Origin of the sequence: Caballeronia sp. dw_19 (assembly GCF_018449515.1) — a bacterium.
Taxonomy (GTDB): domain Bacteria; phylum Pseudomonadota; class Gammaproteobacteria; order Burkholderiales; family Burkholderiaceae; genus Caballeronia.
In genome coordinates, this window is the sequence record NZ_JAAVUQ010000024.1 from 67848 (window position 1) to 90916 (window position 23069).

Sequence of the window (23069 nt, forward strand, 5' to 3'; positions counted from 1 at the left end):
GTACCACTTTAGAGGGCGCATTTCCATATATGGAAATGTATTAGATAAAGACAAAGCCCTGAATAATCAGGGCTTTGTCTTTGATTCTTTGGAGGCGCGAGCCGGAGTCGAACCGGCCTAAACGGCTTTGCAGGCCGCTGCATAACCGCTTTGCTATCGCGCCGGAAGCGGGGACTACATGAAGCATTCCGTATCTGGCAAAACCAACCCAACGTCACCGTATTGAACTGGTCCACCAAACAAAAAGGGAAGCTTGGCTTCCCCTTTTTTTGGAGCGGGAGACGAGGCTCGAACTCGCGACCTCAACCTTGGCAAGGTTGCGCTCTACCAGCTGAGCTACTCCCGCATGGTCCTGCACTTTACTGCCAGCCACTGGCTTACCATTGCCAATGACCTTCTTAATTTGGAGCGGGAGACGAGGCTCGAACTCGCGACCTCAACCTTGGCAAGGTTGCGCTCTACCAACTGAGCTACTCCCGCATCTTGCTGACTTCTTCTGCCAATTTGCTGCTTTCGACCTTCATCAGGCTTCGCGGTTTTTTGCGTTCACCCGACAGAAACGAGATTATGGAGAAGGCCAACTTTAGTGTCAAGCGCTTTGTATGTACCCCATCACTTTTAAACGCTCTCCAACTTGAATCACAGCATGCCGAATCACAACATGCCACCGCGCTCGCGAATCTGCGGCCATGCGAGCTTCATGTAATAGAGCATGGACCACACCGTGAGGAACGCAGCAACGTAGATCAGCCAGAGTCCCCACACGCGGGTATCGATAACGAGCGGCGTACCGGCAATCCTCAACGGCCCGTAGAACAGCAGCATGGGGATAGCAACCATCTGGCAGACGGTCTTGAATTTGCCGAGCGAATTCACCGCCACGCTCTTCGATGCCCCGATCTGCGCCATCCATTCCCGCAATGCCGAAATCGTGATCTCACGCCCCACGATAACCAGCGCAATCACTGCGTTCAGCCGCATCAGTTGCACGAGCACGAGCAGCGCCGCAGTGACCATGAGTTTGTCTGCAACGGGATCGAGAAATGCGCCGAATGCCGATGTCTGATTGAGCTTGCGTGCGAGGTAGCCGTCGAACCAGTCGGTCAGCGCAGCCAGCACGAAGATGACCATTGCAAGCAGGTTGCGATGGTCCGGGCTCATCATCACGTCCGGCAAATAGAAGACGCCCACGACGAGCGGAATCAGCACGATTCGAAGCCACGTCAGGAAAATCGGAAAATTAAACGGCATGGGCGTGACTCTTATAGAGAGGTGCCATTGTGCCGCGTCGCCCTATATGTCACAAGACGACGGGCTGAACGGCCGGACGTTGCGCTCAATGCAACTGCCGGTAGATCTGCTCGGCGAGCGCCTGCGAAATGCCTTCGACGCTCGCCAGATCCTCCACGCTCGCCGCCTGCACCCCGCGCAAACCACCGAAGCGCGACAGCAACCGCTGGCGCCGTTTCGCACCGATACCCTCCAGTTCCTCTAGCCGCGATGTCTGCCGCGTCTTCGCCCGTTTCGCGCGCATGCCGGTAATTGCAAAGCGGTGCGCCTCGTCGCGAATTTGCGCGACCAGCATCAGCGCCGCGCTCTCTTTTCCGAGTTCGAGCGCTGCGCGGCCATCGGCGAAAATCAGGGTTTCGAGACCCACCTTGCGCCCTTCCCCCTTCGCCACGCCGACCAGCATGCTGCGATCGAGGCCCAGTTCAGCGAACACTTGCCGCGCGATCTCGACCTGCCCCTTGCCGCCATCGATCAACACGATATTCGGCAAGCGCCCGCCCGACGGCACGGGTTCGGCGACATCGGCTTCGGCTGGGCTGGTTGGCTCCACTTGCGCGGCGGCCTCCAACACCACCTCTTCCACCCGCTCCACCGCTTCCTGCGCCGGCTCATCAACGGCTCGCGCGGCGGCCTGCGCCAGCATCTTCTCGTAGCGGCGCGTGAGGACCTGGCGCATGGCGGCGTAATCGTCACCCGGCGTGATGCCGGTGATGTTGTAGCGCCGATACTCGGCCGACTGCATCTTGTGATGGTGATACACCACGCACGATGCCTGGGTCGCCTCGCCCATCGTATGGCTGATGTCGAAACATTCGATCCGCAACTGCGCGAGATCGTCCATTTCAAAGCTCAGCGTGTCGGCAAGAGAACGCGTGCGAGCCTGCTGCGAACCCTGTTCGGACAACAGCCGCGCGAGCGCGAGCTTCGCATTCGATTCTGCCATCGACAGCCACGCGCGCTTTTGTCCCTGCGGCTGACGCAGCACCACGACCTTGTGCCCGGCCTGTTCGATCAGCAGATCGACCAGTTCGCGGTTCGTCGGCGCGTGGCTCACCACCAGCACCGGCGGCACGCGATTGCCAATGTAATGCTGCGCGATAAACGCCTCCAGCACCTCGGCCTCAAGCGCGCCCTGACGTTCCGATTCCGTCGCGTCATCCAGCGGCGCGTCGCCGGTTTCGGCAATCTCCTCCTGCATTTCACCCGTCGTGGCGTGCGCCTCGAACGCCTGTTCGCGCGCCGCGAGCGTGCCCGCGGGAAGTGCGATTTCGTCGGTAAGCGCATCGACATCCGCATCGACCTGTTCGATGACGATATTCGCCACGCCGTCCACGAAGTCGTCGCCGGCAAGCTCTTCCGGCATCGCGTCTTCTATCGCCAACGCCGCCTCTACGTGCGTCGGGAAATAGGCTTTATCGCCGAGATGCCGGCCGCCGCGCACCATCGCGAGATTCACGCACACCTTGCCGCCCAGCGCGACGACCGCGAGAATATCGACGTCGTTATCGCCGCCTACCTCGATGGCCTGCTGATGCAGCACGGTAGACAGCGAGCTCATCTGGTTACGCACGGCCGCGGCCTGTTCGAACTTGAGTTCGGCGGCGAATGCGTGCATCTTCTGCTCGAGTTCCTTCATCACTTCGCCCTGGCGTCCGAGCAGGAAACGCGATGCGTTCGACACATCGCGTGCGTAATCCTCCTCGTTGATCAGGCCGACGCACGGACCGGTACAGCGTCCGATCTGATGCAGCAGGCATGGCCGCGTGCGGTTGGTGAAGACGGAATCCTCGCAGGTGCGCAACTGGAAAACGCGTTGCAGGATCTGGATGCTTTCGCGCACGGCCCAGGCGCTCGGGAACGGGCCGAAGTACTGGTTCTTCTTGTCAACGCCGCCACGGTAATACGCCATGCGCGGAAATTTGTGGCCAGTGAGCTTCAGATACGGGTACGACTTGTCGTCGCGAAACAGGATGTTGTAGCGCGGCGCGAGCGCCTTGATCAGATTATTTTCGAGCAGCAGCGCTTCGGCTTCGGACCGTGTGACCGTGGTTTCAATTTTGCGGATGCGCGTGACCATCATCGCGATGCGCGGAGAAAGCAGCGTCTTCGTAAAATAGCTCGACACGCGTTTTCTCAGGTCGCGCGCCTTGCCGACGTACAGCACATTGCCCTGCTCGTCGTAATAGCGGTACACGCCCGGCAAATGCGGTAACTGAGTCAGGCTTTTTTTGGGGTCGAAAACGTCGGAGTCTGTCATGCAGGGATGATGGCGGGAAACGCGCAGCTTGAGGTCGGCAAAATGATTTATTGGTTTCGAGCGGAGCATGGGCGAAGTACGAAGGACGCTCGCCCAACCAAACCCCTAACTCGATCGTAACGCAACCGTAACGCAGCGCGCCGCGCGAATCGTTATCCTTAAAAGCGCCAGTTTAGTTCAAACCGCTGTCCACCATTCTTCACCATTCATTAGCGGTTCATCGCCGCTCTATTGCCCATGCCGTCTTCATCGGAACAATTGCCGGTTGTTACCGGCCACGTCGGCGTCGACACCAGCGCGCAAGCCAGCAGCATCGCGTGCGATATCTTCTGCGCGGTCATCGACAATTTCGGCGATATCGGCGTCTGCTGGCGGCTCGCGCGCCAACTGGCCAGCGAACACGGCTGGCAAGTGCGGCTGTTCGTCGATGACCTCAAGGCCTTTCATGCGCTCTGCCCCGCCGTCAATCCCGCGCTCGACCGCCAAAGTGCGTCAGGCGTGATGATCGAGCACTGGCATGCGCCGTCGCATGCCGGCGACACGCTGCAGATCGCCGATGTCGTGATCGAGGCGTTCGGCTGCGAATTGCCGGCGGTGTACGTGAGCGCAATGGCACGCCGCGAGAAGAAGCCCGTGTGGATGAATCTCGAATATCTGAGCGCGGAGGACTGGGTCGCGGATTTTCATCTGCGGCCGTCGCCGCATCCGCGCTACGCGCTCGACAAGACGTTTTTTTTCCCCGGCCTGGGCCCGGGCACGGGTGGCGTGCTGAAAGAGCGTGCGCTGGATGCCGAGCGCGAGGCGTTTGATCGCGATGCCTGGTGGCACGCCCGTGTTGGCATCGCGCCGCCGCCGTCCGGCACGACCGTCATTTCAATGTTCGCGTACGAGAATCCAGCCATCGATACGCTGCTTGAACAATGGCGCGATTGCGCCACGCCAATCGCGTTGCTCGTGCCGGAAGGACGCATTTCCGGCGCGGTTGCCCGGTTTTTTGGCCTGCCGGCCTTTCCGGCGGGGGCGAAGGCGACAAGCGGATCGCTCTCGGCCTACGCGCTGGGTTTTGTCGAACAGCCGCTTTTCGACGCCCTGCTCTGGGCTTCCGATCTGAATTTCGTGCGCGGCGAGGATTCCTTCGTACGGGCGCAATGGGCGCAGAAGCCGTTTGTCTGGCACATCTACCCGCAAGGCGACGACGCCCATCTGCCGAAACTCGACGCGGCGCTTGCCCACTACGCGAACGGCTTGCCGGACGGGGCGCGGGCCTCGCTCGAACGCTTCTGGCACGCGTGGAACGGCGCGGGCACGCCGGATTGGGACGATTTCTGGCAAAACCGCGCGCTGCTGGAACGGCGCGCAGCCGATTGGGCGACGGAACTGGCGAGCGTCGGCGATCTGGCTGGAAATCTGGCGGAATTCGCGAAAACTCAGTTAAAATAAGCGGTTATCCAACGGCTTACAGTTCGGAACACTATCCGTTCCGAACGAATTCCACAGGGGAATGAGCACGCTGGGGGAATAGTCAAAGTCAATGAATAGTCAGTGAGGCGGCTACAGCGCCCGGGTTTGCGATTTAATTTCGGTTAAAGCAAGCGACCCTGCCACGAGCCGGCCGTCGACATTGCAGCGATCAGGCTCACATTTTCGTACAGGACAGTTTTTTAATATGAAGACCGCACAAGAACTCCGCGTCGGCAACGTCGTGATGATCGGCAGCGATGCCATGGTCGTGCTGAAGGCCGAGTACAACAAATCCGGCCGCAATTCCGCGGTCGTGAAGATGAAGTTCCGTAACCTGCTGTCCACCGGCAACATGGAATCGGTGTACAAGGCGGACGACAAGTTCGACGTCGTCCAGCTCGACCGCAAGGAAGTGACGTACTCGTACTTCGCCGACCCCATGTATGTGTTCATGGACGCCGACTACAACCAGTTTGAAGTCGAAGCCGACATGATGGGCGACGCCCTGCACTACCTCGCAGACGGCATGCCGTGCGAAGTGGTGTTCTACAACGAGAAAGCCATCTCGGTGGAACTGCCGACCACGCTGGTTCGCGAGATCATCTACACGGAACCGGCGGTGAAGGGTGACACGTCGTCGGGCAAGGTCCTGAAGACGGCGAAGCTCGCGACCGGTTTCGAACTGCAAGTGCCGCTGTTCTGCGGTATTGGCGACAAGATCGAAATCGATACCCGTACCAACGAGTACCGCAGCCGCGCTTGAGGCTTCGGCCGGCCGGCTGCCAAAGCCGGCTGCGCGCTCCAGGTAAAAAGAGAATTAAGAAAAGCGCCCTTCGGGGCGCTTTTTCTTTTTGCTGAACATTATTTCCAATTCAGGCAAACTTTACCGGACTGTTTCCCGAAATTTCCGGGTATTCCCGGCCATAGGATGCGATGTTAAGTGCTAAAAGCCTTGATTTTTCTTAAAGGTGAGGATGGCATGAAACCTGCTGTGCTAGTTGTGACTGCGCTATGACGGCGTCGAATTTTCCAACAACAACACATGACCATGCCAATTACAAAAACCGCTCTCGCCCGTCTTGTTCTTGCTGTTTCATGTGCCGTACCGGTAATCGCGATCACGGCCGCATGTTCGTCGACGCCATCGCATGAATCGGCTGGCGAATACACCGCCGACTCCGCACTCACCGCGAAGGTGAAAGCAGCTCTACTCGCCGATCCGGGCCTGAAGTCGCTGGCGGTGAGTGTGACGACGTATCGGAGTGAAGTGCTGTTGTCGGGCTTTGTGAATTCGCCGGACCAGATTCAAAAAGCGGTAGCGGTCGCGCGTGGCGTGGAAGGCGTGCAGTCGGTCAAGAACGAACTGAACGTGAAGCCGCAATAGCAGGCCACTAGCATGCCGACGGGCTGAGCGATTGCGTCGGGAGCAAGTCGTGCTTGGACATCGTGTTCAGACATAACCGGCGTTTCAGGAACACGCTTCAGGAATACATCAGGAAGCGCAGGACAAAGACCCCGCCGCGTCGGGAGAGGGCTGGAACCTTGGGCGGAAACTTGACACCGTGACGTCATCGCGCCAACAGCTCACACCGACGTAGCTCGGCATCGAGGCGTCCGCCGCTGGATCTCGCCATTGGAGGCGACCGGCGCGGAACGAATTTCAGACCATTTAATACGTTGTGTCCGCCATGCCACACGCTTTGATTGTCGAAGACGATCCCAATAGCCTTTCCGGCCTGTCCGCCATCCTTGCGGCCGACGGTTTTTCCGTCGATACCGCGACCACGCTCGCCGAAGCGCGCTCGGCGCTGACGCGCTTCATCCCGGACGTCGTGCTGGTCGACCTGAACCTGCCCGACGGCAGCGGTCTCGACCTGCTCCACAACCTGCCGGCGCAACCGCCCGGCGGCGCATTGCCTGTGATTGTGATGACGGGAAACGCGACGGTGGAAAGCGCGATCGAAGGCTTGCGGCAAGGGATCTGGGATTACCTGCTGAAGCCGGTCAACATTCCGCGCCTGCGCAGCCTGCTCGCCCGTATTCCGCGCCCTTACGAGCTGACGGAAGAAGTACGGGCGTTACGCTCGACGCTGCGCGAACTCGGCTATTTCGGGGGATTGCTCGGGCGCAGCGGTGCGATCCAGCATGTCTACGATCTGATTGAACACACCGCGCCTACGGAAGCCGCCGTGTTGATCTGCGGCGAAAGCGGCACGGGCAAGAAAGTCGCCGCTCGCACGCTGCACGAGATGAGCCGGCGCCGCAAAGGTCCGTTCGTTTCGTTCAATTGCGCTGCGGCCAACGAGACCAGCAATCGTTCGATGGAAAGCCTGATGTTCGGCCACGAACGCGGTGCGTTTGCCGGCGCGGAGAACCGCGAACCCGGCTTGCTTGAGCAAGCTGGAGGCGGAACGCTGTTCCTCGACCAGATCGATGCATTGCCGATCCCGCAGCAGGAAGCGCTTCTGCGCGCGCTCGATTCGCAGACCTTCATGCGGGTCGGCGGCAGCAACAAGATCGTGACGGACTTCCGCCTGCTCGCCGCGACGCGTACGCCGGTAAAAGACGCCGTCGCCGATGGGAAATTGCGCGAGGATCTGTTCCTGCGCCTGAATGCGTCGTCGATTGCGTTGCCGCCCTTGCGCGACCGGGGCGACGACATCGCCTTGCTGGCCGAGCATTTCGTCGATGAACTAAATCGCGAGAACCATGTGAGCGGCATTACGAGCGGCGCGCCCAAACGCGTGAGCCCGGATTTCATTCGCGAGTGCCTGACAACCGAATGGCCCGGCAATGTGCGCGAACTACGCGAACGGGTACGCCGCGCGTATCACGCATCCGGCGATGTCATCGAAACCTTGCGCGCCGATGAGCAAGGCGGTGCGGGCGGGCGTGGACTGAACGGCAGCAGCGTGCAGGTGACGGTGGGCACGGCACTCGCCGATGTCGAGGACATGCTGATTCGTGCGACGCTTGAGGCGGTGGGCGGCACGCGGCATCGCGCGGCGACGCTGCTTGGGATCAGCCCGAAGACGCTTTACAACAAGCTCCAGCGCATGAAGCTGGAGTGATTGGGTCCTTGATTGAAAAAGCCGCTCGTTCTTTCGAACCAGCGGCTTTTTTGTGCGGTTGTGCTCGTCCGCACTCGCCTACGTTCAACCTGCGTTAGCAGGCGCTTCAGCCTAACGCGCTCGCCACCAGCGCTCGCGCCTGCTGATATTCCACTTGCTCCACCAGCTTGCCCCAGCTCCACGCGCGGCCTCGTGGCCGCATCCGCCGCAAGCGGGTCTGCGATGCCTTCGTCTGCACGAACGTAAGCCGCTCCAGCACCTTCTCCGCTTCGTCCGGCTGATTGCAGATCAGCACCATGTCGCAGCCTGCGGTCAACGCCGCCGTGGCCGCTTCGGTCAGCGTTCCACCGGCGCGGGCGGCTTCCATCGACAGGTCGTCGCTGAAAATCGCGCCGTTGAAACCGAGCTTGCCGCGCAAGATGTCTTGCAGCCAGACTCGCGAAAAGCCTGCGGGTTTTTCATCGACCTGGGGGTAAATCACGTGCGCCGGGATCACCGATGCCAAGGACATGCCCAACCAGTCGTACGGTTTGATATCGGCGGCGAGAATGTCCTCGAGCGAACGGTCGTCCACAGGCATGGCCACATGCGAATCCGCCGATGCAAACCCGTGCCCCGGAAAATGCTTGCCGCAATTGGCCATGCCAGCGAGCGCGAGACCGTGGTTCAGGCTCTTGGCGAGCAAGGTCACCACGCGCGGGTCGCTGTGCAACGCACGATCGCCGATCACCTTCGATTGCCCGTAATCGAGGTCGAGCACGGGCGTAAAACTCATGTCGATGCCACACGCCCGCAATTCCGCCGCGAGCACATAACCGAACGCGGTCGCGGTTTTTGCTGCCAGCAACACGTCGCGGTCCCACAGCTCGCCGAGCTTGCCCGGCGCGGGCAGGACGGTGAAGCCATCGGTACGGAAACGCTGCACGCGGCCGCCTTCGTGATCGACGGCAATCAGGATGTCGTCACGAACCGCGCGAATCGCGTCAGTCAGCGCGACGAGCTGCGCGCGATCCTGGAAATGCCGCGCGAAGAGGATGATGCCGCCGGTCATCGGATGGTCGATACGGCGAATGTCGGCGTCGGAGAGGGTTGTACCGGCCACGTCGAGCATGACTGGCCCGGGAGTGCGTTTTAACGAGTTCAAATTGGGAGCGAGAAAGTCAGGGGGTTTTTGTTGCTGTGTGTGCTTCCGGGCTCGCGCCGGTTTCCGCGATCACGAACGACACCGCGTAATCGCGTTCATCGGTGATCGTGACCTGGGCGGTAATGCCGCGCACCGCCATCCAGTCGGCGAGTTCTCCCGACGCGACAATCTTCGGCTTACCGCTCGGCTCGTTGAGCGTTTGCAGCGCGCGCCATGTCATCGGCCAGTGCATGCCCAGTCCGATCGCTTTCGAAAACGCTTCTTTCGCGGAGAAACGCGTCGCGAGGAAGGCAAGACCGCGGAGTTCGGAGCGCGCGTTACGCGCGTGGTAAATGCGAAGTTCGTCGGCCCCGAGCACCTTCTCGGCGAAACGCCCTTTCGTGCGCTCCATCACGCCCGCTACACGGCTTACCTGAACGAGATCCGTCCCTATTCCGTAGATCGCCATCGTTGGGCCTGAGTTGGGGTTGTCAGTGTTTATCTCGCGTTTATCGCGATGCGGTCGCAGCGAGGCGCGACGCCACCATGATCGCCTTCATCTCGCGCACCGCATTGTCCCAGCCGGCGAAGATGGCGTGCGCAACGATCGCATGGCCGATATTCAATTCCACGATGCCTTCCAACGCCGCGATCGGCTGGACATTGGTGTAATGCAGACCGTGCCCGGCGTTCACCTTGAGCCCAAGCGAATTGCCGAAATCTACGCTACGCGCGACGCGCTCAAACTCTTTCTGACGGGTCGCTTCGTCGTGGGCTTCGGCATAACACCCGGTATGCAATTCGATCACCGGTGCACCGGCTTCATGCGCGGCGCGGATCTGCGTTTCATCGGCATCGATAAACAGCGACACCCGCGCACCCGCCTGACGTAACTGCTCGCACGCGGCCTTCACGGCGTTGAACTGGCCCGCGACATCGAGCCCGCCTTCGGTCGTCAGTTCCTGGCGCTTTTCCGGCACGAGACACACGTCGTGCGGACGAACGCCACACGCGATGTCCAGCATTTCCTGCGTCACCGCGCACTCAAGGTTCATGCGCGTTTTGAGCAACGGACGCAACGCGTGAACGTCGGCATCGACAATATGCCGGCGATCTTCCCGCAAGTGCAGCGTGATGGCGTCGGCGCCCGCTTCTTCGGCTTGCAGCGCGGCGCGGATGGGGTCGGGGTACTGCGTGCCGCGCGCGTTGCGCAGCGTGGCGACGTGATCGATGTTGACACCCAGATCGATCACGTTCGCGGGCGACGAGAGAAAGAAGCTCATAGATTTTGCAGGTCGATCAGGATTTGACGGGTGGCGAGCGGCGTGCCGCCAAGATACACGTTCAGCAGAAAGCGCATCAGCGTCTTGCTTTGCGCGGCCGTCTGCGGGCGGCTGTAGTCGTCCTTCTCGATGTCGAGAAGGGTTTGCCCGGCGATCACCGGCCATTGCGACGGTACATCATCCGATGCGTCGCGCACACCGCGTTCGGGATCGAAGACGTATTTCTGATCGGCGAGAACCGGTTGGCGTGTGATGGTTTTATTCAACGCCATCGCGTAGCCGGTTTCGCGCAACAGCACGCGCTCGAAAGAGCGCAGCGCATGCAACGCGGGCTCACCGTGCGCGAGACGCGACAACGTCAGCACATAGTGATTGAACAACGCCGGATGCGCGTCTTCACGGGCGCAAAACTTGACGAGCAATTCGTTGACGTAAAAGCCGCATAACAACGCGTCGCCGGCAAGAGGCAACATGCCGCCGACCCATTCGGCTTGCGTCAAGGTGCGGACTTCGCCCTTCCCCGTCCACGATAACCCCAGCGGCTGGAACGTTTGCAACACGCCGCGCAATGCGGAATGCGGCCGCTTGGCGCCCTTGGCGACCAGCGCGACGCGGCCGTGATCGCGGGAAAATACGTCGAGCACGAGACTGGTCTCGCGATACGGATAGCTGTGCAGCACGAACGACGGCTGCTCCGCGATACGAAAGTCCGAGCGTGGCGCGGCGCGCGGCGGTCTTGGCGCTTTGGGTTCTTTGGGTTCTTTGGGTTCTTTCGGTGCAGCGGCTTTTGCAGACGCAGACGCCGTCCGGCGCCTTTTCGGCGCGGGCGTTGAAGGCTCGTCGGCGCTGAAGTTATCGTCGGCGAGCGGATCGGATTCTGCGTCGGAGGACTGGGTCATCCACGCGTCATTCGTACCCATAGGCGCGCAGTCCCGCTTCGTTGTCAGCCCACCCGCTCTTCACCTTGATGAAGGTTTCAAGGTACACGGGGCCATCGAACAGCCGTTCCATGTCTTGGCGCGCTTCGGTGCTGATCTGCTTCAGCTTTGCACCCTTCTGGCCGATGATCATCGCCTTATGCGTGTCGCGTTCCACCAGAATGGTCGCGAAAATGCGGCGCAAACGGCCTTCGGTTTCCCATTTATCGATCATCACCGTGCTCGTGTACGGCAATTCGTCGCCGGTCCAGCGGAACACTTTCTCGCGCAGGATCTCGGCGGCGAGAAAACGCTCGCTGCGATCGGTGAGATCGTCTTCACCGTAGATAGGCGAGCCTTCCGGCAAATACGGCTTCACGACCGTCATCAAGCGCGTGATGTCATCAGCATGCTTCGCGGTCATCGGCACGATTTCCTTGAAGTCGTGCAGCGCGCTCATCTTCTGCATGAACGGGAATAACGTCGCTTTGTCGTTGACGTGATCCAGCTTGTTCGCGATCAACAGGCACGGCGTGTCGTTCGGAATCAGGTCGAGCACCTTCTGGTCGTCGGGACCGAAACGGCCCGCTTCAATCACGAACAGAATGGCATCGACGGACGTCAGCGTCGACGTCACCGCGCGGTTCAGCGAGCGGTTCAGCGCACCGCTATGCTTGGTCTGGAAACCGGGGGTATCGACGAAAATGTACTGCGCGTCGTCCAGCGTATGAATGCCGGTGATACGGTGACGCGTGGTCTGTGCCTTGCGCGACGTGATGCTGACTTTCTGCCCGACGAGCGCGTTCATCAAGGTCGATTTGCCGACGTTCGGCCGACCGACGATCGCGACCATGCCGCAGCGGAAACCAGAGGGAGTGGGTGCGTTCATAATGTGTGCGACTGCAGATTCGGTGAATTCGTGGGGACGCGTGGCGTCGGGATTATGCTTTTGATCGGTAGCGTGCGAGCTTTAGCGGCAGGCCTTCAAGGCTTACGTCAATGGCCGGTATCGGCGGCGCGTACGACGGTTTCATCGACGCTTTCTTCAAGGTGCGCTTCTACCTTCGCTTCAACGTTCTCTGCGCCCTTTGAGGTCGTAGCAGAATGCGCGGCGGGCACGTCTTCACGCTGACGCGCGGGGGCTGCGGGCTTCTCTACCGGGGACGCGTCGGCACTTTTTGCAGCAGGCTTGTCGGCCTGTTTGTCGGCTTGCTTCGTGACCGCCTTTTCACCTGCACTATCTGCCTTCGCGACGCTTTTTTCCACCGGGTTATGCACAGCTTTATCCACTGCTGGCTCGACGTGCGCAACCGATGGCTTGTCCGTCCCCTCGCTTCCGACCGCCGGCACCTCGGCCGCTACTTTCTCGGCCTTCTCCGACTTCTCCGCCCGATGAATCGTCGCCCGCTCGGTTTTCTCGGCGCCGGCAAATGCACCCGCCGACGGTTCCACATGCGATGCGCGAATCACCGCGAAGGGCGCAGTGGCCGGACGCTCGGGATCGTTATGCGTATTGCTGCCATGGCCAGCGCCATTGCTATTACTAGCGGCACGCGCACGCTCACGACGGTCCGGTGCACGCAAGTCGAGCGCCGCCTGCACGCCCGTCACGCCCGGCACGATTTCCAGTTCCGCCAGCTTGGCCGCGCGCGATCCCTTGCGCTTCGGCTTCGCCGTCATGGCCGGCGCGGCGGAAGCCAACTCATCGAGCGCCTTCTTCGCCGCTGCCTGTTCGGCCGCGCGCCGGCTCGCACCGGAACCCGATACCTTCACATCGAGCTTCGGCACCGTGCATTCCACTTCGAATTGCTGGTTATGCGCCGCGCCGTGCGTGGCCACGACCGTATAGGTCGGCAATGCAATCTTGTGGCCCTGCAGATATTCCTGCAGCAGCGTCTTCGCGTCTTTACCGATCGTGCGTGGATCGATGTGATCGAGGATTGGCGTGTAGAGCCGCTTGATGACCTGAAGCGCGGCATCAAAACCACCGTCCAGAAACACCGCCCCGAAGATCGCTTCGAGCGTGTCAGCCAATATGGACGGGCGCCGGAAGCCGCCGCTGCGCAACTCGCCCTCGCCCAGCCGCAACGCCTCCGAGACGTCGAGTGCCTGTGCAATCTCATAAAGCGACTGCTGCTTGACGAGATTTGCCCGGACGCGAGACAGGTCGCCCTCGTCGAGTTTTGCGAATCGTTGGAACAAAAGCGCAGCCACCACGCAATTTAGAACGGAATCTCCGAGAAATTCGAGTCGTTCATTGTGCGTGGCACTGTGACTGCGGTGGGTCATCGCCTGGCGCAGCAATTCCGCATTGCGAAATTCGTACTGGAGCCGGCTTTCCAACGGGGTTGAGGGCATGGGCAGAGTATAACGCGGGCGCCGGGAGGGGCGAATCCGGCTGAAAGGCCGGAAAACCGCAAGGAAAATGACACGACAAGCACACGTTAGCCGCGATTCTTCGTGCTGTTTCTAGGCGGCTCAACGATGACTTGCAATAACAACTACGCCGCGATGACGCGGCGTAGTGGTCGAACGAAATTACTGCTGGTGATGCTGATCAAAACCGCGCTTCAATGGAACACCCCAACGCGCTTCAAACTGCTGAAGTTCATCCAGATAAAGAATGCGCGCCCGACAATATTCGCATCAGGCACGAAGCCCCAATAACGGCTGTCTGCGCTGTTATCGCGATTGTCGCCCATCATGAAATAGTTGCCCGCCGGCACTTTGCAAATGACACCTTGAGCGTTGTAATTGCAGTTGTCGCGGAACGGGAAGTCGTCGGCGCCAATCACGAACGGCGGCACTTGCGCGTTATTCAGGATCGCATTCTTGCGGCCGTCGAGATCTTCTTCGAACTGCTTTGCATAACCAATGCGTTCGTCGTCGAAGAAATCAGGCAATGACGTTTCCGGAACCGGCTTGCCATTGATGGTCAGCTTCTTGTCCTGGTACGCAACGGTGTCGCCGGGAAGGCCGATCACGCGCTTGATGTAATCCACCGACTCGTCTTTCGGATAACGGAACACAACCACGTCACCGCGCTTGAGCGGCGTGCCGCTGGTCAGCTTGGTATTGCTGATCGGCAAACGCAGGCCATATTCGAATTTATTGACGAGGATGAAATCGCCGACCAGCAACGTAGGCACCATGGATCCCGACGGAATCTTGAATGGTTCGACTACGAACGAGCGCACCACGAACACCACCAGGATCACCGGAAAGAAGCTCGCGGAATATTCGAGGTACCACGGCTGGCGGAGCTTTTCATCGCGCAGGCGAGCGCGTGTTTGCGGCGCGTTTTCGTCGGCGAAACGGGGTTCAAGGCGTGCCTGCTGCTGATCGAATTCCACTACCGCTGCGTCTGCTGCGCGACGCCGTTTCGGCTCGAACACCAGTTTGTCGAACACCCACGCAATCCCCGTCACGATGACGAGCACCAAAAGAATCAACGCAAAATTCATCAATCGTTTCCGGTTGTTTTATTAATCTTCGACGCGAAGAATCGCAAGGAAAGCTTCTTGCGGAATCTCGACCGAACCGACTTGCTTCATGCGCTTCTTGCCGGCCTTCTGCTTTTCCAGAAGCTTTTTCTTTCGCGAGATATCGCCGCCGTAGCACTTTGCCAGAACGTTCTTACGCAATGCTTTAATGTTTTCGCGCGCGATAATGTTCGCGCCAATAGTTGCCTGGATTGCCACGTCGTACATTTGCCGCGGAATCAGTTCGCGCATCTTCGACGCCACTTCACGCCCACGATGCTGGCTTTGCGACCGGTGCACGATCACCGACAACGCGTCGACTTTATCGCCGTTGATCAGCATGTCGACCTTCACCACATCCGACGCGCGATATTCCTTGAACTCATAGTCCATGGACGCATAACCACGCGACGTGGACTTCAGCCGGTCGAAGAAATCCAGCACGATTTCCGCCATCGGGATTTCGTAGGTGAGTTGAACCTGACGCCCGTGATACAGCATGTTGATCTGCGAACCGCGCTTGTTCGTGCAAAGCGTGATCACCGCGCCCACGTATTCCTGCGGCATGTACAGGTTCACGGTCACGATCGGCTCGCGCACTTCTTCAATGTACGAAGGCTCCGGCATCTTGGCCGGGTTCTCGACCTGAATCAGCGTGCCATCGCGCTTCACGACTTCGTACACCACGGTCGGGGCCGTGGTGATGAGGTCCATGTCGAACTCGCGTTCCAGCCGTTCCTGCACGATCTCCATGTGCAGTAGACCGAGAAAGCCGCATCGGAAACCGAAACCCAGTGCTTGCGACACTTCGGGCTCGTATTGCAGCGAGGAGTCGTTCAGCTTCAGTTTTTCCAGCGATTCACGCAGTGCGTCGTACTGATTCGCTTCGATCGGATACAAACCCGCGAACACTTGCGGCTTCACTTCCTTGAAACCTGGCAGCGGCGTTTCGGCCGGGCGCGCGACGGTAGTCACCGTGTCGCCGACTTTCGCCGCCTGCAATTCCTTGATGCCCGCGATGATGAAGCCCACCTGCCCCGCCGACAGCGACGCGAGATTCGTGGCTTTCGGCGCGAACACGCCGAGACTTTCGACCGGATAAACCGCGCCGGACGCCATCATCTTGATCTTTTCCTTCGGGCGCAGCGTGCCGTTCTTGATGCGCACGAGCATGACCACGCCGACGTAATTATCGAACCATGAATCAATAATCAGCGCCTGCAACGGTGCGTCCGGATCGCCCTTCGGCGGCGGCACTTTGGCAATCAGCGCCTCGAGCACGTCGGTCACGCCGAGGCCGGTCTTCGCGCTGCAACGCGCGGCATCGGTTGCATCAATGCCGATCACATCTTCGATTTCTGAAATTGCGTTCTCGGGGTCTGCCGCGGGCAGGTCGATCTTGTTCAGGACCGGCACGACTTCCACGCCCAGTTCGATCGCCATGTAGCAATTGGCGACCGTCTGCGCTTCCACGCCCTGGCTGGCGTCGACCACGAGCAGCGCGCCTTCGCAAGCGGACAGCGAGCGGCTGACCTCGTACGAGAAGTCGACGTGGCCCGGGGTGTCGATGAGATTCAGGTTGTAGACCTGACCGTCGAGCGCTTTGTAGCTCAGTGCCGCAGTTTGCGCCTTGATGGTGATGCCGCGTTCACGCTCGAGATCCATGGAGTCGAGCACCTGCGCGTCCATCTCGCGGTCGGACAAGCCGCCGCACAACTGGATGATGCGATCGGCCAGCGTCGACTTGCCGTGGTCGATGTGCGCAATGATCGAGAAGTTACGAATATGATTCATTCAGTGCCGATCAAGCAAAAAGGCGCGCCCAGACAAACGCGGAGCACGCCTTGAAAATGGGGGTGAAAAACTTGTCTATTTTAGCCGAAAAGGCGGGCCGACGGCGGATTTTACGGGAAAGGTCCGATTGCTCAGGGACTTAGGCGCGTGCCAGGCGCGGTTGAAAGCGTGCTTTGGTGCGTGCTTTGAAGGGCATCCCGCACTCGGGTTTCGTCCAGCCGGTAATGGCATAACTCCACGCCATCCAGCACCAGCACGGGAACGAGTTCGTCGTATAACGCTTCGAGCTCAGGATCGGCGTCGATATCGATCCACTCGATAGCGACGCCGAACTCAGCCGCAATCGGCTCAAGCCCGGCGCGCAAGTCTTCGCACAAGTGGCACCACGCGCGCCCATAAAGCTTAAGCGCGCTCATCGTGCTTATTTCTGCGCCGGCGCACGCGGGCGCAACGGCACGAACTGCGTGTTGTCCCCACGACGCACCAGCACCGCGACCATCTTGCTCGGGTCGACGTTTTGCGCGACAGCGTCGAATTGCTTCGCGCTCGTGATATCCGTATCGCCGATCCGCAGGATGATGTCGCCCTTCTGGAAGCCGGCACGCGCCGCCGGACCCTCCACCGCGTCCACCGTCACACCGTTCGTGAGTTTCAGCGCCTTCTTCTGGTCAGCCGGAATGTCGCTCACTGCAATGCCGAGCGTGTTGCTCGCGCTCGCCTTCGGCGGCGGCGTCTTCTTGGTCTCGGCCTTCGCGACCTTGTCCGGCTGCATTTCCGCAATGGTGATCGGCAGATCGCGCGACTCGCCCTTGCGCCATACGGTGATCGTCGCCTTCGTGCCCGGCTTCGTGTCACCGACCATGCGCGGCAGATCCGTCGCCGTGGCCACGTCGTGGCCGTTGTACTTCAGGATAATGTCGCCTGGCTGGATACCCGCCTTGTCGGCCGGGCCGCCCGCTTCCACACTGCTCACCAGCGCGCCCTGCGCCTTCGGAAGCCCAAGCGAATCCGCCACTTCCTTCGTGACCTCGCCGATCGCCACGGCAATGCGGCCGCGCGTGACCTTGCCCGTCGTCTTCAGTTGATCGGCGACGCGCATGGCTTCATCAATAGGAATCGCGAACGAAATTCCCATGAAGCCGCCCGTACGGCTGTAGATCTGCGAGTTGATGCCGATCACCTCGCCCGCCATGTTGATCAGCGGACCACCCGAATTGCCCGGATTCACCGCGACATCGGTCTGGATAAACGGCAGATAGTCACCCGTGTCACGCCCCTTCGCGCTGACGATACCCGCCGTCACCGTGTTGTCGAGCCCGAACGGCGAACCGATTGCCAACACCCATTCGCCGACACGTACCTTGTTCGAATCGCCGATGGTAATGGCCGGCAGGCTCGTCGCCTGGATCTTGACGACCGCCACGTCCGTGCGCTCATCGACACCGATCAGCTTCGCCTTGAATTCACGCTTGTCCGTGAGCGTGACGTAGATGGTGTCCGCGTCGTCGACCACGTGGGCATTGGTCATCACGTAACCATCGGCCGACATGATGAAACCCGAGCCCACGCCGCTGCTCTGCTCCGAATTGTCCTGATTGTCAGGGCTGTCCTGCGGTGCACTGCGATTACCCTGGCTGCCGCCGCTGTCGCCACCCTGGTCGCCGCCGCTACCACCACCGTTGCCGCCACCGCTTCCACCGCCGCCGCGCGGCGTGCCGGGCATCGGAATGCCGAAGAAACGGCGAAAGAACTCCGACATGTCGCCGTCGTCCATGCCGGGCGGCAAGCCATGCAGATCGCTGCTACTGCTGCTGACGCGGGTTGTCGTACGAATATTGACGACCGACGGACCCACTTTATCGACGAGTGTGGTGAAGTCGGGCAAATTCACTCCCGGCACCGCGACCGGTGTGGCGGCCGGCGCCGGCGTCGACGCGGGCGCCGCTGCTGTGGCCGCGAAAGTCGCGAGCGGCAGGCATGCGGCAAGCGCCGCGGCCGCGAAATAGGTGCGCAGCGAGAGATTGCTCATATCGTGGTGGACCGAGGAATTACTTGGAAGGCTTGTATTCTATGGCAGAAGCAAATTGCTGCAACGTGGCCTGGGGCACTTCGCCAAGCAAGGTAATCCAGAAATCCCCGCGGCGCTTGACCAACACGTGTGTAGCACCGCTGTCTCCAGCCCCTTCCTTGCGCGAATTTTTTTCCACGGGCTCGACAAAAATCGAGATTGCCGCGAGTCCGTCAGAGAAAACAGCCTGATCGACGGGAATGGGCGGCTGGCCCTGTTCACGCGACGCCATCGGCCGGCGCAACTCCCGAATCTCGCGGAAACCCGCCACGGCAGGCGTTATTTTCCAGCCCTGCGCTTCCATATCGACAGGCTCAACCGGCGGACGCACGACCGTCCATCCGGCTATGTTCTTGATCCCGTTCGCAATGGCAGCGCGGTCCACGGAACCGCCAATCTGCACTTGCGAGAATGAAAGCTGTTCAAGCACCTGGCCGTCGGGCCCAAGCGTCTGCGCGCGCAGCAGAAGACCGGTTTTCGAATCGGCCCAGAGCTTGTAGGCAAAGCGCAAGGCATCTTTCGGATCGAGCTCGATCACCTGGCTGTCGATCCCGGCTACACGGTCCGGACCCAGCATTTTGGGCTCATACACCGTCAGGACCTGCTCGCTGCTGGTCGTCAGCAACGACGGAAACGCGTCCTTGTTCAGACGTTTTTCGACGATTACCAAATGCCGTTCGGGTACGAACGTGTACATGTCGTCGTCGTGGCGAAGCATCTTGCGAGGCGCGCCGTCCAGACTTTCCAGCGACTCGAACTCACCGTCGCTGCGCGCCGCCGAATGGGTAATCCGCGACGATTGCACCGTTGTCCCACGCTGGTAGACGAAGGTGCCCTCGTAGTTCTGCTGCTGTGCGGCGTCGTGAATCCGGTTGAGCAGTTCCGCAGCGGACTTGCGCGCGGCGGCAGAATCGTCGCCTTGCGCAAAAGCACTCGATGCCGCGGATAACAACGCGGCTGCGCAGAACATCAACGCCGGCAACCGCCCCCAATGAGTCGTTTTCTTCAACCGCACACGTTGCATCAGTTATTGGCCTTGGCTGGTAGCCGCAGTGCGAATCAAAGGCATCGAGCCCGGCATGACGGGCTGTTGGGAGAATTGCTGATGCGCTTCGAGATACTGGTCCAGGCTCGCGTCGCGAATGATATTCGCTTCGACAACCGGTGAACGCATGCTGGCAGCAGGCATGGAAGCCATGGCCACGCGCTGCACATGATCCGACGACAAGGACGCCGTCTGCGCGCCGTTGTGGCCGTCCACGCCCTGCAATTGCGGCACGACGATCCACGTCAGCGTGGCTGCAGCAGCCGCGACGGCGAAAGCCGGTACTACGCGGCGGCGGAACAGCCGCGAACGCAGGCGTTCCGTAGAGACCGCCGGAATGGCCGCGGGCGCGAATACATGCGCTTCCGCCTCGAAGCGCGCCGAGAACGCGTTCATGAACGCGCTGCTGGCTGCAGGACTCGCCGCGAGATCGTCGGAACGCAGGGCGTCGCCGATCAAGTGGAAATCCGACCACGACGCGCGATCCTTCTGCGTAAACCCGGAAAGAAACTGACTGATGTCGCCCGAACCGTCGAACGATTCTCCGTCGACAAAAGCGGACAGACGCTCGCCTCGCGAGCTAGCTTGCGATTGCACCGAAACCGACCCCATGATGCTCCCCATCTTGACTGCACCCCGTAGTGACACTACCTGACTCAGATACCGCGTCCCTGCCCCGCGCAACCTCGCTGTTACCAGCGCTTGCCTTCGGGAGTGTCCAGCAACGGACGCAATTTTGCCGCAATGGCTTCGCGAGCACGAAAAATTCTTGATCTGACGGTCCCAATTGGACAATTCATCATCTCGGCAATTTCCTCGTAGCTCAGACCTTCAATCTCACGAAGAGTAATGGCGGTGCGCAACTCTTCCGGTAAAACCGCCATTGCAGCATTGACCGTCTGTGCGATCTGCTTGCTCATCAACATCGACTCAGGCGTGTTGATATCCCTTAGTTGGTCTGCATCGGAGAAAGTTTCCGCTTCTTCTGCATCAGCTTCGGTAGAAGTTGGAGCACGACGGCTCTGAGTGGCAAGGTAGTTCTTCGCGGTGTTGACCGCAATCCGGTAAAGCCAAGTATAAAACGCCGATTCTCCGCGAAATTGCGGCAACGCGCGATAAGCCTTGATAAAGGCGTCCTGCGCGACGTCCTCAACCTCGGCGGGATCCCGCACGAGACGGGAGATAAGCCGGATGATTTTGCGCTGATATTTGGCGACCAGTAGCTCGAACGCTGCTTTATCGCCCTTTTGCACGCGTTCGACCAGTACCTGATCGATTTCTTTTTCGCTCACCTGGGAAATCCGTTAACTTTGGGGGTGCTACGCGGAGGGCTATTGTAGCGTTACGCCGCCGGAACACGCCGGATGCTGACCGGCGGTTACACGCGTTACAGATGTTCCTGGGCGCAACGCCGGGCGCGCACGGCCAGTTCGCGGAACGCGGAGGCATTGGCGAGCGCGTCGGCGGCCACCAGAAACGATGCTGGGTGGCCTTTCGCCGGGACCAGGATGAGGGCAAGCAAGCGGTCGCTCCACTGGGCGCAACCTGTAATACGCCGGTATTGCGCGTTCCCCGCGCGATCCCATGTGGTCAAACCATCTTGTCCGATTTCGAACGCGACGGGGCGGCGCCGCTCGCCGCCCAAGGCCGCAGTGGCCAGCGCGGCAATCACGGTCAACGCCGCTACGCACCCGCTGAACAGTCCGGCGTAAGCCGCCATGCAATGGAATACCGATGCCGCCCCTACCGCCACGAACGCCGCGGTAGCGCCCCACAGGAACAGTGAGGGACGGAGTGTGTGCCGGCGCGGGGAATCGGCGAGCAAGTCCGCGGACGTCTCCGGCAAAAGAATCTGCGCGCTTGTCATTCGCCCATTTCCCCGACGATCAGGCGCGCGCCGCTCAATGCCGCTTGAAAACGAGCGTGCCGTTCGTACCGCCGAAACCGAACGAGTTCTTCAGCGCCACGTCAATCTTCATGTTCCGCGCTTCGTTCGCGCAGTAGTCCAGGTCGCATTGCGGATCCTGGTTGAAGATGTTCATGGTGGGCGGCGAGAGCTGGTGATGCAGCGCCAGCACGGTGAAGACCGATTCCAGTCCACCGGCGCCGCCGAGCAGATGGCCCGTCATCGATTTGGTGGAATTCACCACGATCTTCTTCGCGTGGTCGCCGAAGGCATTCTTGATACCGATGGTCTCGGCCAGATCACCGAGCTGCGTGGATGTGCCATGAGCGTTCAGGTAGTGCACCTCGTCCGCATTGACCTGGGCGTTTTTCAACGCATTGCGCATGCTGCGGCGGGCGCCGTCGCCGTCTTCCGGCGGTGCGGTCATGTGATACGCGTCGCCGCTCATGCCGTAGCCGCTGACTTCCGCGTAAATCTTCGCGCCGCGCGCCTTCGCGTGCTCATACTCTTCGAGCACCATCACGCCGGCGCCTTCGCCCAGTACAAAACCGTCCCGATCCTTGTCCCACGGACGGCTGGCGGTAGCCGGGTCGTCGTTGCGCTGCGACAACGCGCGCGCAGCCGCGAAGCCGCCGACACCCAATGGCGATACGGTCGCTTCCGAACCGCCGCAAATCATCACGTCGGCGTCGCCGTATTCGATCAGCCGCGAGCCTTCGCCGATGCAATGCAGCCCCGTCGTACAGGCAGTCACGATGGCAAGATTCGGTCCTTTCAAACCGAAGCGGATGGAGAGATGGCCGGAGATCATGTTGATGATCGACGCCGGTACAAAAAACGGCGAAATCCGGCGCGGGCCGCGATTCAGCAATTCCGTTTGCGTGATTTCGATCATCGGCAAGCCGCCGATGCCCGAACCGACCACGACACCCACGCGCTCCGAGTTTTCCTCGGTAATTTCCAGTCCGCTGTCCTGCATGGCTTGCACACCGGCAGCAATGCCGTAATGGATAAAGGTATCCATGTGGCGCGCTTCCTTGGCCGGCATATAGTCTTCGACATTGAAGCCTTTGACTTCGCCGGCAAAGCGCGTGGAGAAGTTCGTGGCATCGAACTTCGTGATCTCGGCAATGCCCGACTTGCCAGCGACCAGATTGGCCCAGCCGTCGGCAACGGTATTGCCGACAGGCGAAATCAGCCCAAGGCCTGTAACAACAACACGACGACGGCTCACAGTAACCCCTTATCCATAAATGACAAAAAGCAAAAGCCACAAGATCCACAGGAAATTGCCCTGTGAGCCCTGTGGCTGTTAAATCGGTTCGAATCGCGACAGAGCGTCAACCCCGAATAGTGTAGAAGCAGCTTGCGC

General features: G+C 60.3%; 21 protein-coding genes and 3 tRNA genes. 4 read left to right on the forward strand and 20 right to left on the reverse strand.

Annotated features, from left to right (window positions below):
* Nucleotides 1-89: 89 nt before the first annotated feature.
* The 5 genes from HB376_RS26935 to uvrC form a co-directional block, all read right to left on the reverse strand.
* Nucleotides 90-163: transfer RNA gene (locus tag HB376_RS26935), tRNA-Cys, on the reverse strand.
* Between the two features lie 107 nt (nt 164-270).
* A tRNA-Gly gene (locus HB376_RS26940) sits at nt 271-346 on the reverse strand.
* A 58-nt stretch (nt 347-404) separates the two neighbouring features.
* Nucleotides 405-480: transfer RNA gene (locus HB376_RS26945), tRNA-Gly, on the reverse strand.
* A gap of 174 nt (nt 481-654) precedes the next feature.
* Nucleotides 655-1251, reverse strand: a complete 597-nt coding sequence (gene pgsA, locus HB376_RS26950; protein WP_062089334.1) for a CDP-diacylglycerol--glycerol-3-phosphate 3-phosphatidyltransferase — start codon at nt 1249-1251, stop codon at nt 655-657.
* A gap of 85 nt (nt 1252-1336) precedes the next feature.
* Nucleotides 1337-3547 (reverse strand): excinuclease ABC subunit UvrC, encoded by a 2211-nt coding sequence (uvrC, locus tag HB376_RS26955; protein ID WP_213766781.1) that lies wholly within the window; start codon nt 3545-3547, stop codon nt 1337-1339.
* A 237-nt stretch (nt 3548-3784) separates the two neighbouring features.
* Between uvrC and earP the strand changes: the two genes are divergently transcribed.
* The 4 genes from earP to HB376_RS26975 all read left to right on the forward strand — a co-directional run bounded on the left by earP (nt 3785) and on the right by HB376_RS26975 (nt 8079).
* A complete protein-coding gene (earP, locus tag HB376_RS26960; RefSeq protein WP_213766782.1) occupies nt 3785-4987 on the forward strand; it encodes an elongation factor P maturation arginine rhamnosyltransferase EarP in 1203 nt (400 codons plus the stop codon).
* A 226-nt stretch (nt 4988-5213) separates the two neighbouring features.
* Nucleotides 5214-5771: an elongation factor P gene (gene efp, locus HB376_RS26965; RefSeq protein ID WP_062089336.1), complete on the forward strand. Its 558-nt coding sequence runs from the start codon at nt 5214-5216 to the stop codon at nt 5769-5771.
* A gap of 285 nt (nt 5772-6056) precedes the next feature.
* Nucleotides 6057-6392 (forward strand): BON domain-containing protein, encoded by a 336-nt coding sequence (locus HB376_RS26970; protein WP_213766783.1) that lies wholly within the window; start codon nt 6057-6059, stop codon nt 6390-6392.
* Between the two features lie 304 nt (nt 6393-6696).
* Nucleotides 6697-8079, forward strand: a complete 1383-nt coding sequence (locus tag HB376_RS26975) for a sigma-54 dependent transcriptional regulator (RefSeq protein ID WP_213766784.1) — start codon at nt 6697-6699, stop codon at nt 8077-8079.
* Between the two features lie 106 nt (nt 8080-8185).
* On the opposite strand, the gene nagZ is transcribed toward HB376_RS26975, so the two are convergent.
* The 15 genes from nagZ to fabF all read right to left on the reverse strand — a co-directional run bounded on the left by nagZ (nt 8186) and on the right by fabF (nt 22931).
* Nucleotides 8186-9190 (reverse strand): beta-N-acetylhexosaminidase, encoded by a 1005-nt coding sequence (nagZ, locus tag HB376_RS26980; protein ID WP_213766785.1) that lies wholly within the window; start codon nt 9188-9190, stop codon nt 8186-8188.
* A gap of 49 nt (nt 9191-9239) precedes the next feature.
* Nucleotides 9240-9671, reverse strand: a complete 432-nt coding sequence (gene acpS / locus HB376_RS26985; protein WP_213766786.1) for a holo-ACP synthase — start codon at nt 9669-9671, stop codon at nt 9240-9242.
* Nucleotides 9672-9711: 40 nt separating this feature from the next.
* On the reverse strand, nt 9712-10485 hold the full coding sequence (pdxJ, locus tag HB376_RS26990) for a pyridoxine 5'-phosphate synthase (protein WP_213766787.1): 774 nt from the start codon (nt 10483-10485) through the stop codon (nt 9712-9714).
* Nucleotides 10482-11405 (reverse strand): DNA repair protein RecO, encoded by a 924-nt coding sequence (recO, locus tag HB376_RS26995; RefSeq protein WP_213766788.1) that lies wholly within the window; start codon nt 11403-11405, stop codon nt 10482-10484. Before recO ends, pdxJ begins: the two co-directional genes overlap by 4 nt.
* Nucleotides 11392-12291, reverse strand: coding sequence for a GTPase Era (gene era / locus HB376_RS27000; RefSeq protein ID WP_089159199.1), 900 nt, complete (start codon nt 12289-12291; stop codon nt 11392-11394). The genes recO and era overlap by 14 nt, the downstream gene beginning before the upstream one ends.
* Before the next feature lie 107 nt (nt 12292-12398).
* Nucleotides 12399-13760 carry a ribonuclease III gene (gene rnc / locus HB376_RS27005; protein ID WP_213766789.1) on the reverse strand — a complete coding sequence of 454 codons (1362 nt, stop codon included), beginning with the start codon at nt 13758-13760 and terminating at the stop codon, nt 12399-12401.
* A 212-nt stretch (nt 13761-13972) separates the two neighbouring features.
* Complete coding sequence (gene lepB / locus HB376_RS27010) at nt 13973-14866, reverse strand: signal peptidase I (protein WP_213766790.1); 894 nt, start codon at nt 14864-14866, stop codon at nt 13973-13975.
* A 21-nt stretch (nt 14867-14887) separates the two neighbouring features.
* On the reverse strand, nt 14888-16678 hold the full coding sequence (gene lepA / locus HB376_RS27015; protein ID WP_213766791.1) for a translation elongation factor 4: 1791 nt from the start codon (nt 16676-16678) through the stop codon (nt 14888-14890).
* Nucleotides 16679-16809: 131 nt separating this feature from the next.
* The gene (locus HB376_RS27020) at nt 16810-17103 is read right to left on the reverse strand and encodes a glutaredoxin family protein (RefSeq protein WP_213766827.1); all 294 of its coding nucleotides are present in this window, start codon (nt 17101-17103) and stop codon (nt 16810-16812) included.
* Nucleotides 17100-18707, reverse strand: coding sequence for a DegQ family serine endoprotease (locus HB376_RS27025; protein WP_213766792.1), 1608 nt, complete (start codon nt 18705-18707; stop codon nt 17100-17102). The genes HB376_RS27020 and HB376_RS27025 overlap by 4 nt, the downstream gene beginning before the upstream one ends.
* 19 nt (nt 18708-18726) lie before the next feature.
* A complete protein-coding gene (locus HB376_RS27030) occupies nt 18727-19770 on the reverse strand; it encodes a MucB/RseB C-terminal domain-containing protein (RefSeq protein WP_213766793.1) in 1044 nt (347 codons plus the stop codon).
* Between the two features lie 3 nt (nt 19771-19773).
* Nucleotides 19774-20403, reverse strand: coding sequence for an RseA family anti-sigma factor (locus HB376_RS27035; RefSeq protein WP_213766794.1), 630 nt, complete (start codon nt 20401-20403; stop codon nt 19774-19776).
* 80 nt (nt 20404-20483) lie between these two features.
* Entirely contained in the window at nt 20484-21083 is a 600-nt protein-coding gene (rpoE, locus tag HB376_RS27040; RefSeq protein WP_031363443.1) for an RNA polymerase sigma factor RpoE, read from the reverse strand.
* 95 nt (nt 21084-21178) lie between these two features.
* Complete coding sequence (locus tag HB376_RS27045) at nt 21179-21658, reverse strand: hypothetical protein (protein ID WP_213766795.1); 480 nt, start codon at nt 21656-21658, stop codon at nt 21179-21181.
* A gap of 34 nt (nt 21659-21692) precedes the next feature.
* On the reverse strand, nt 21693-22931 hold the full coding sequence (fabF, locus tag HB376_RS27050; protein ID WP_213766796.1) for a beta-ketoacyl-ACP synthase II: 1239 nt from the start codon (nt 22929-22931) through the stop codon (nt 21693-21695).
* Nucleotides 22932-23069: the final 138 nt, after the last annotated feature.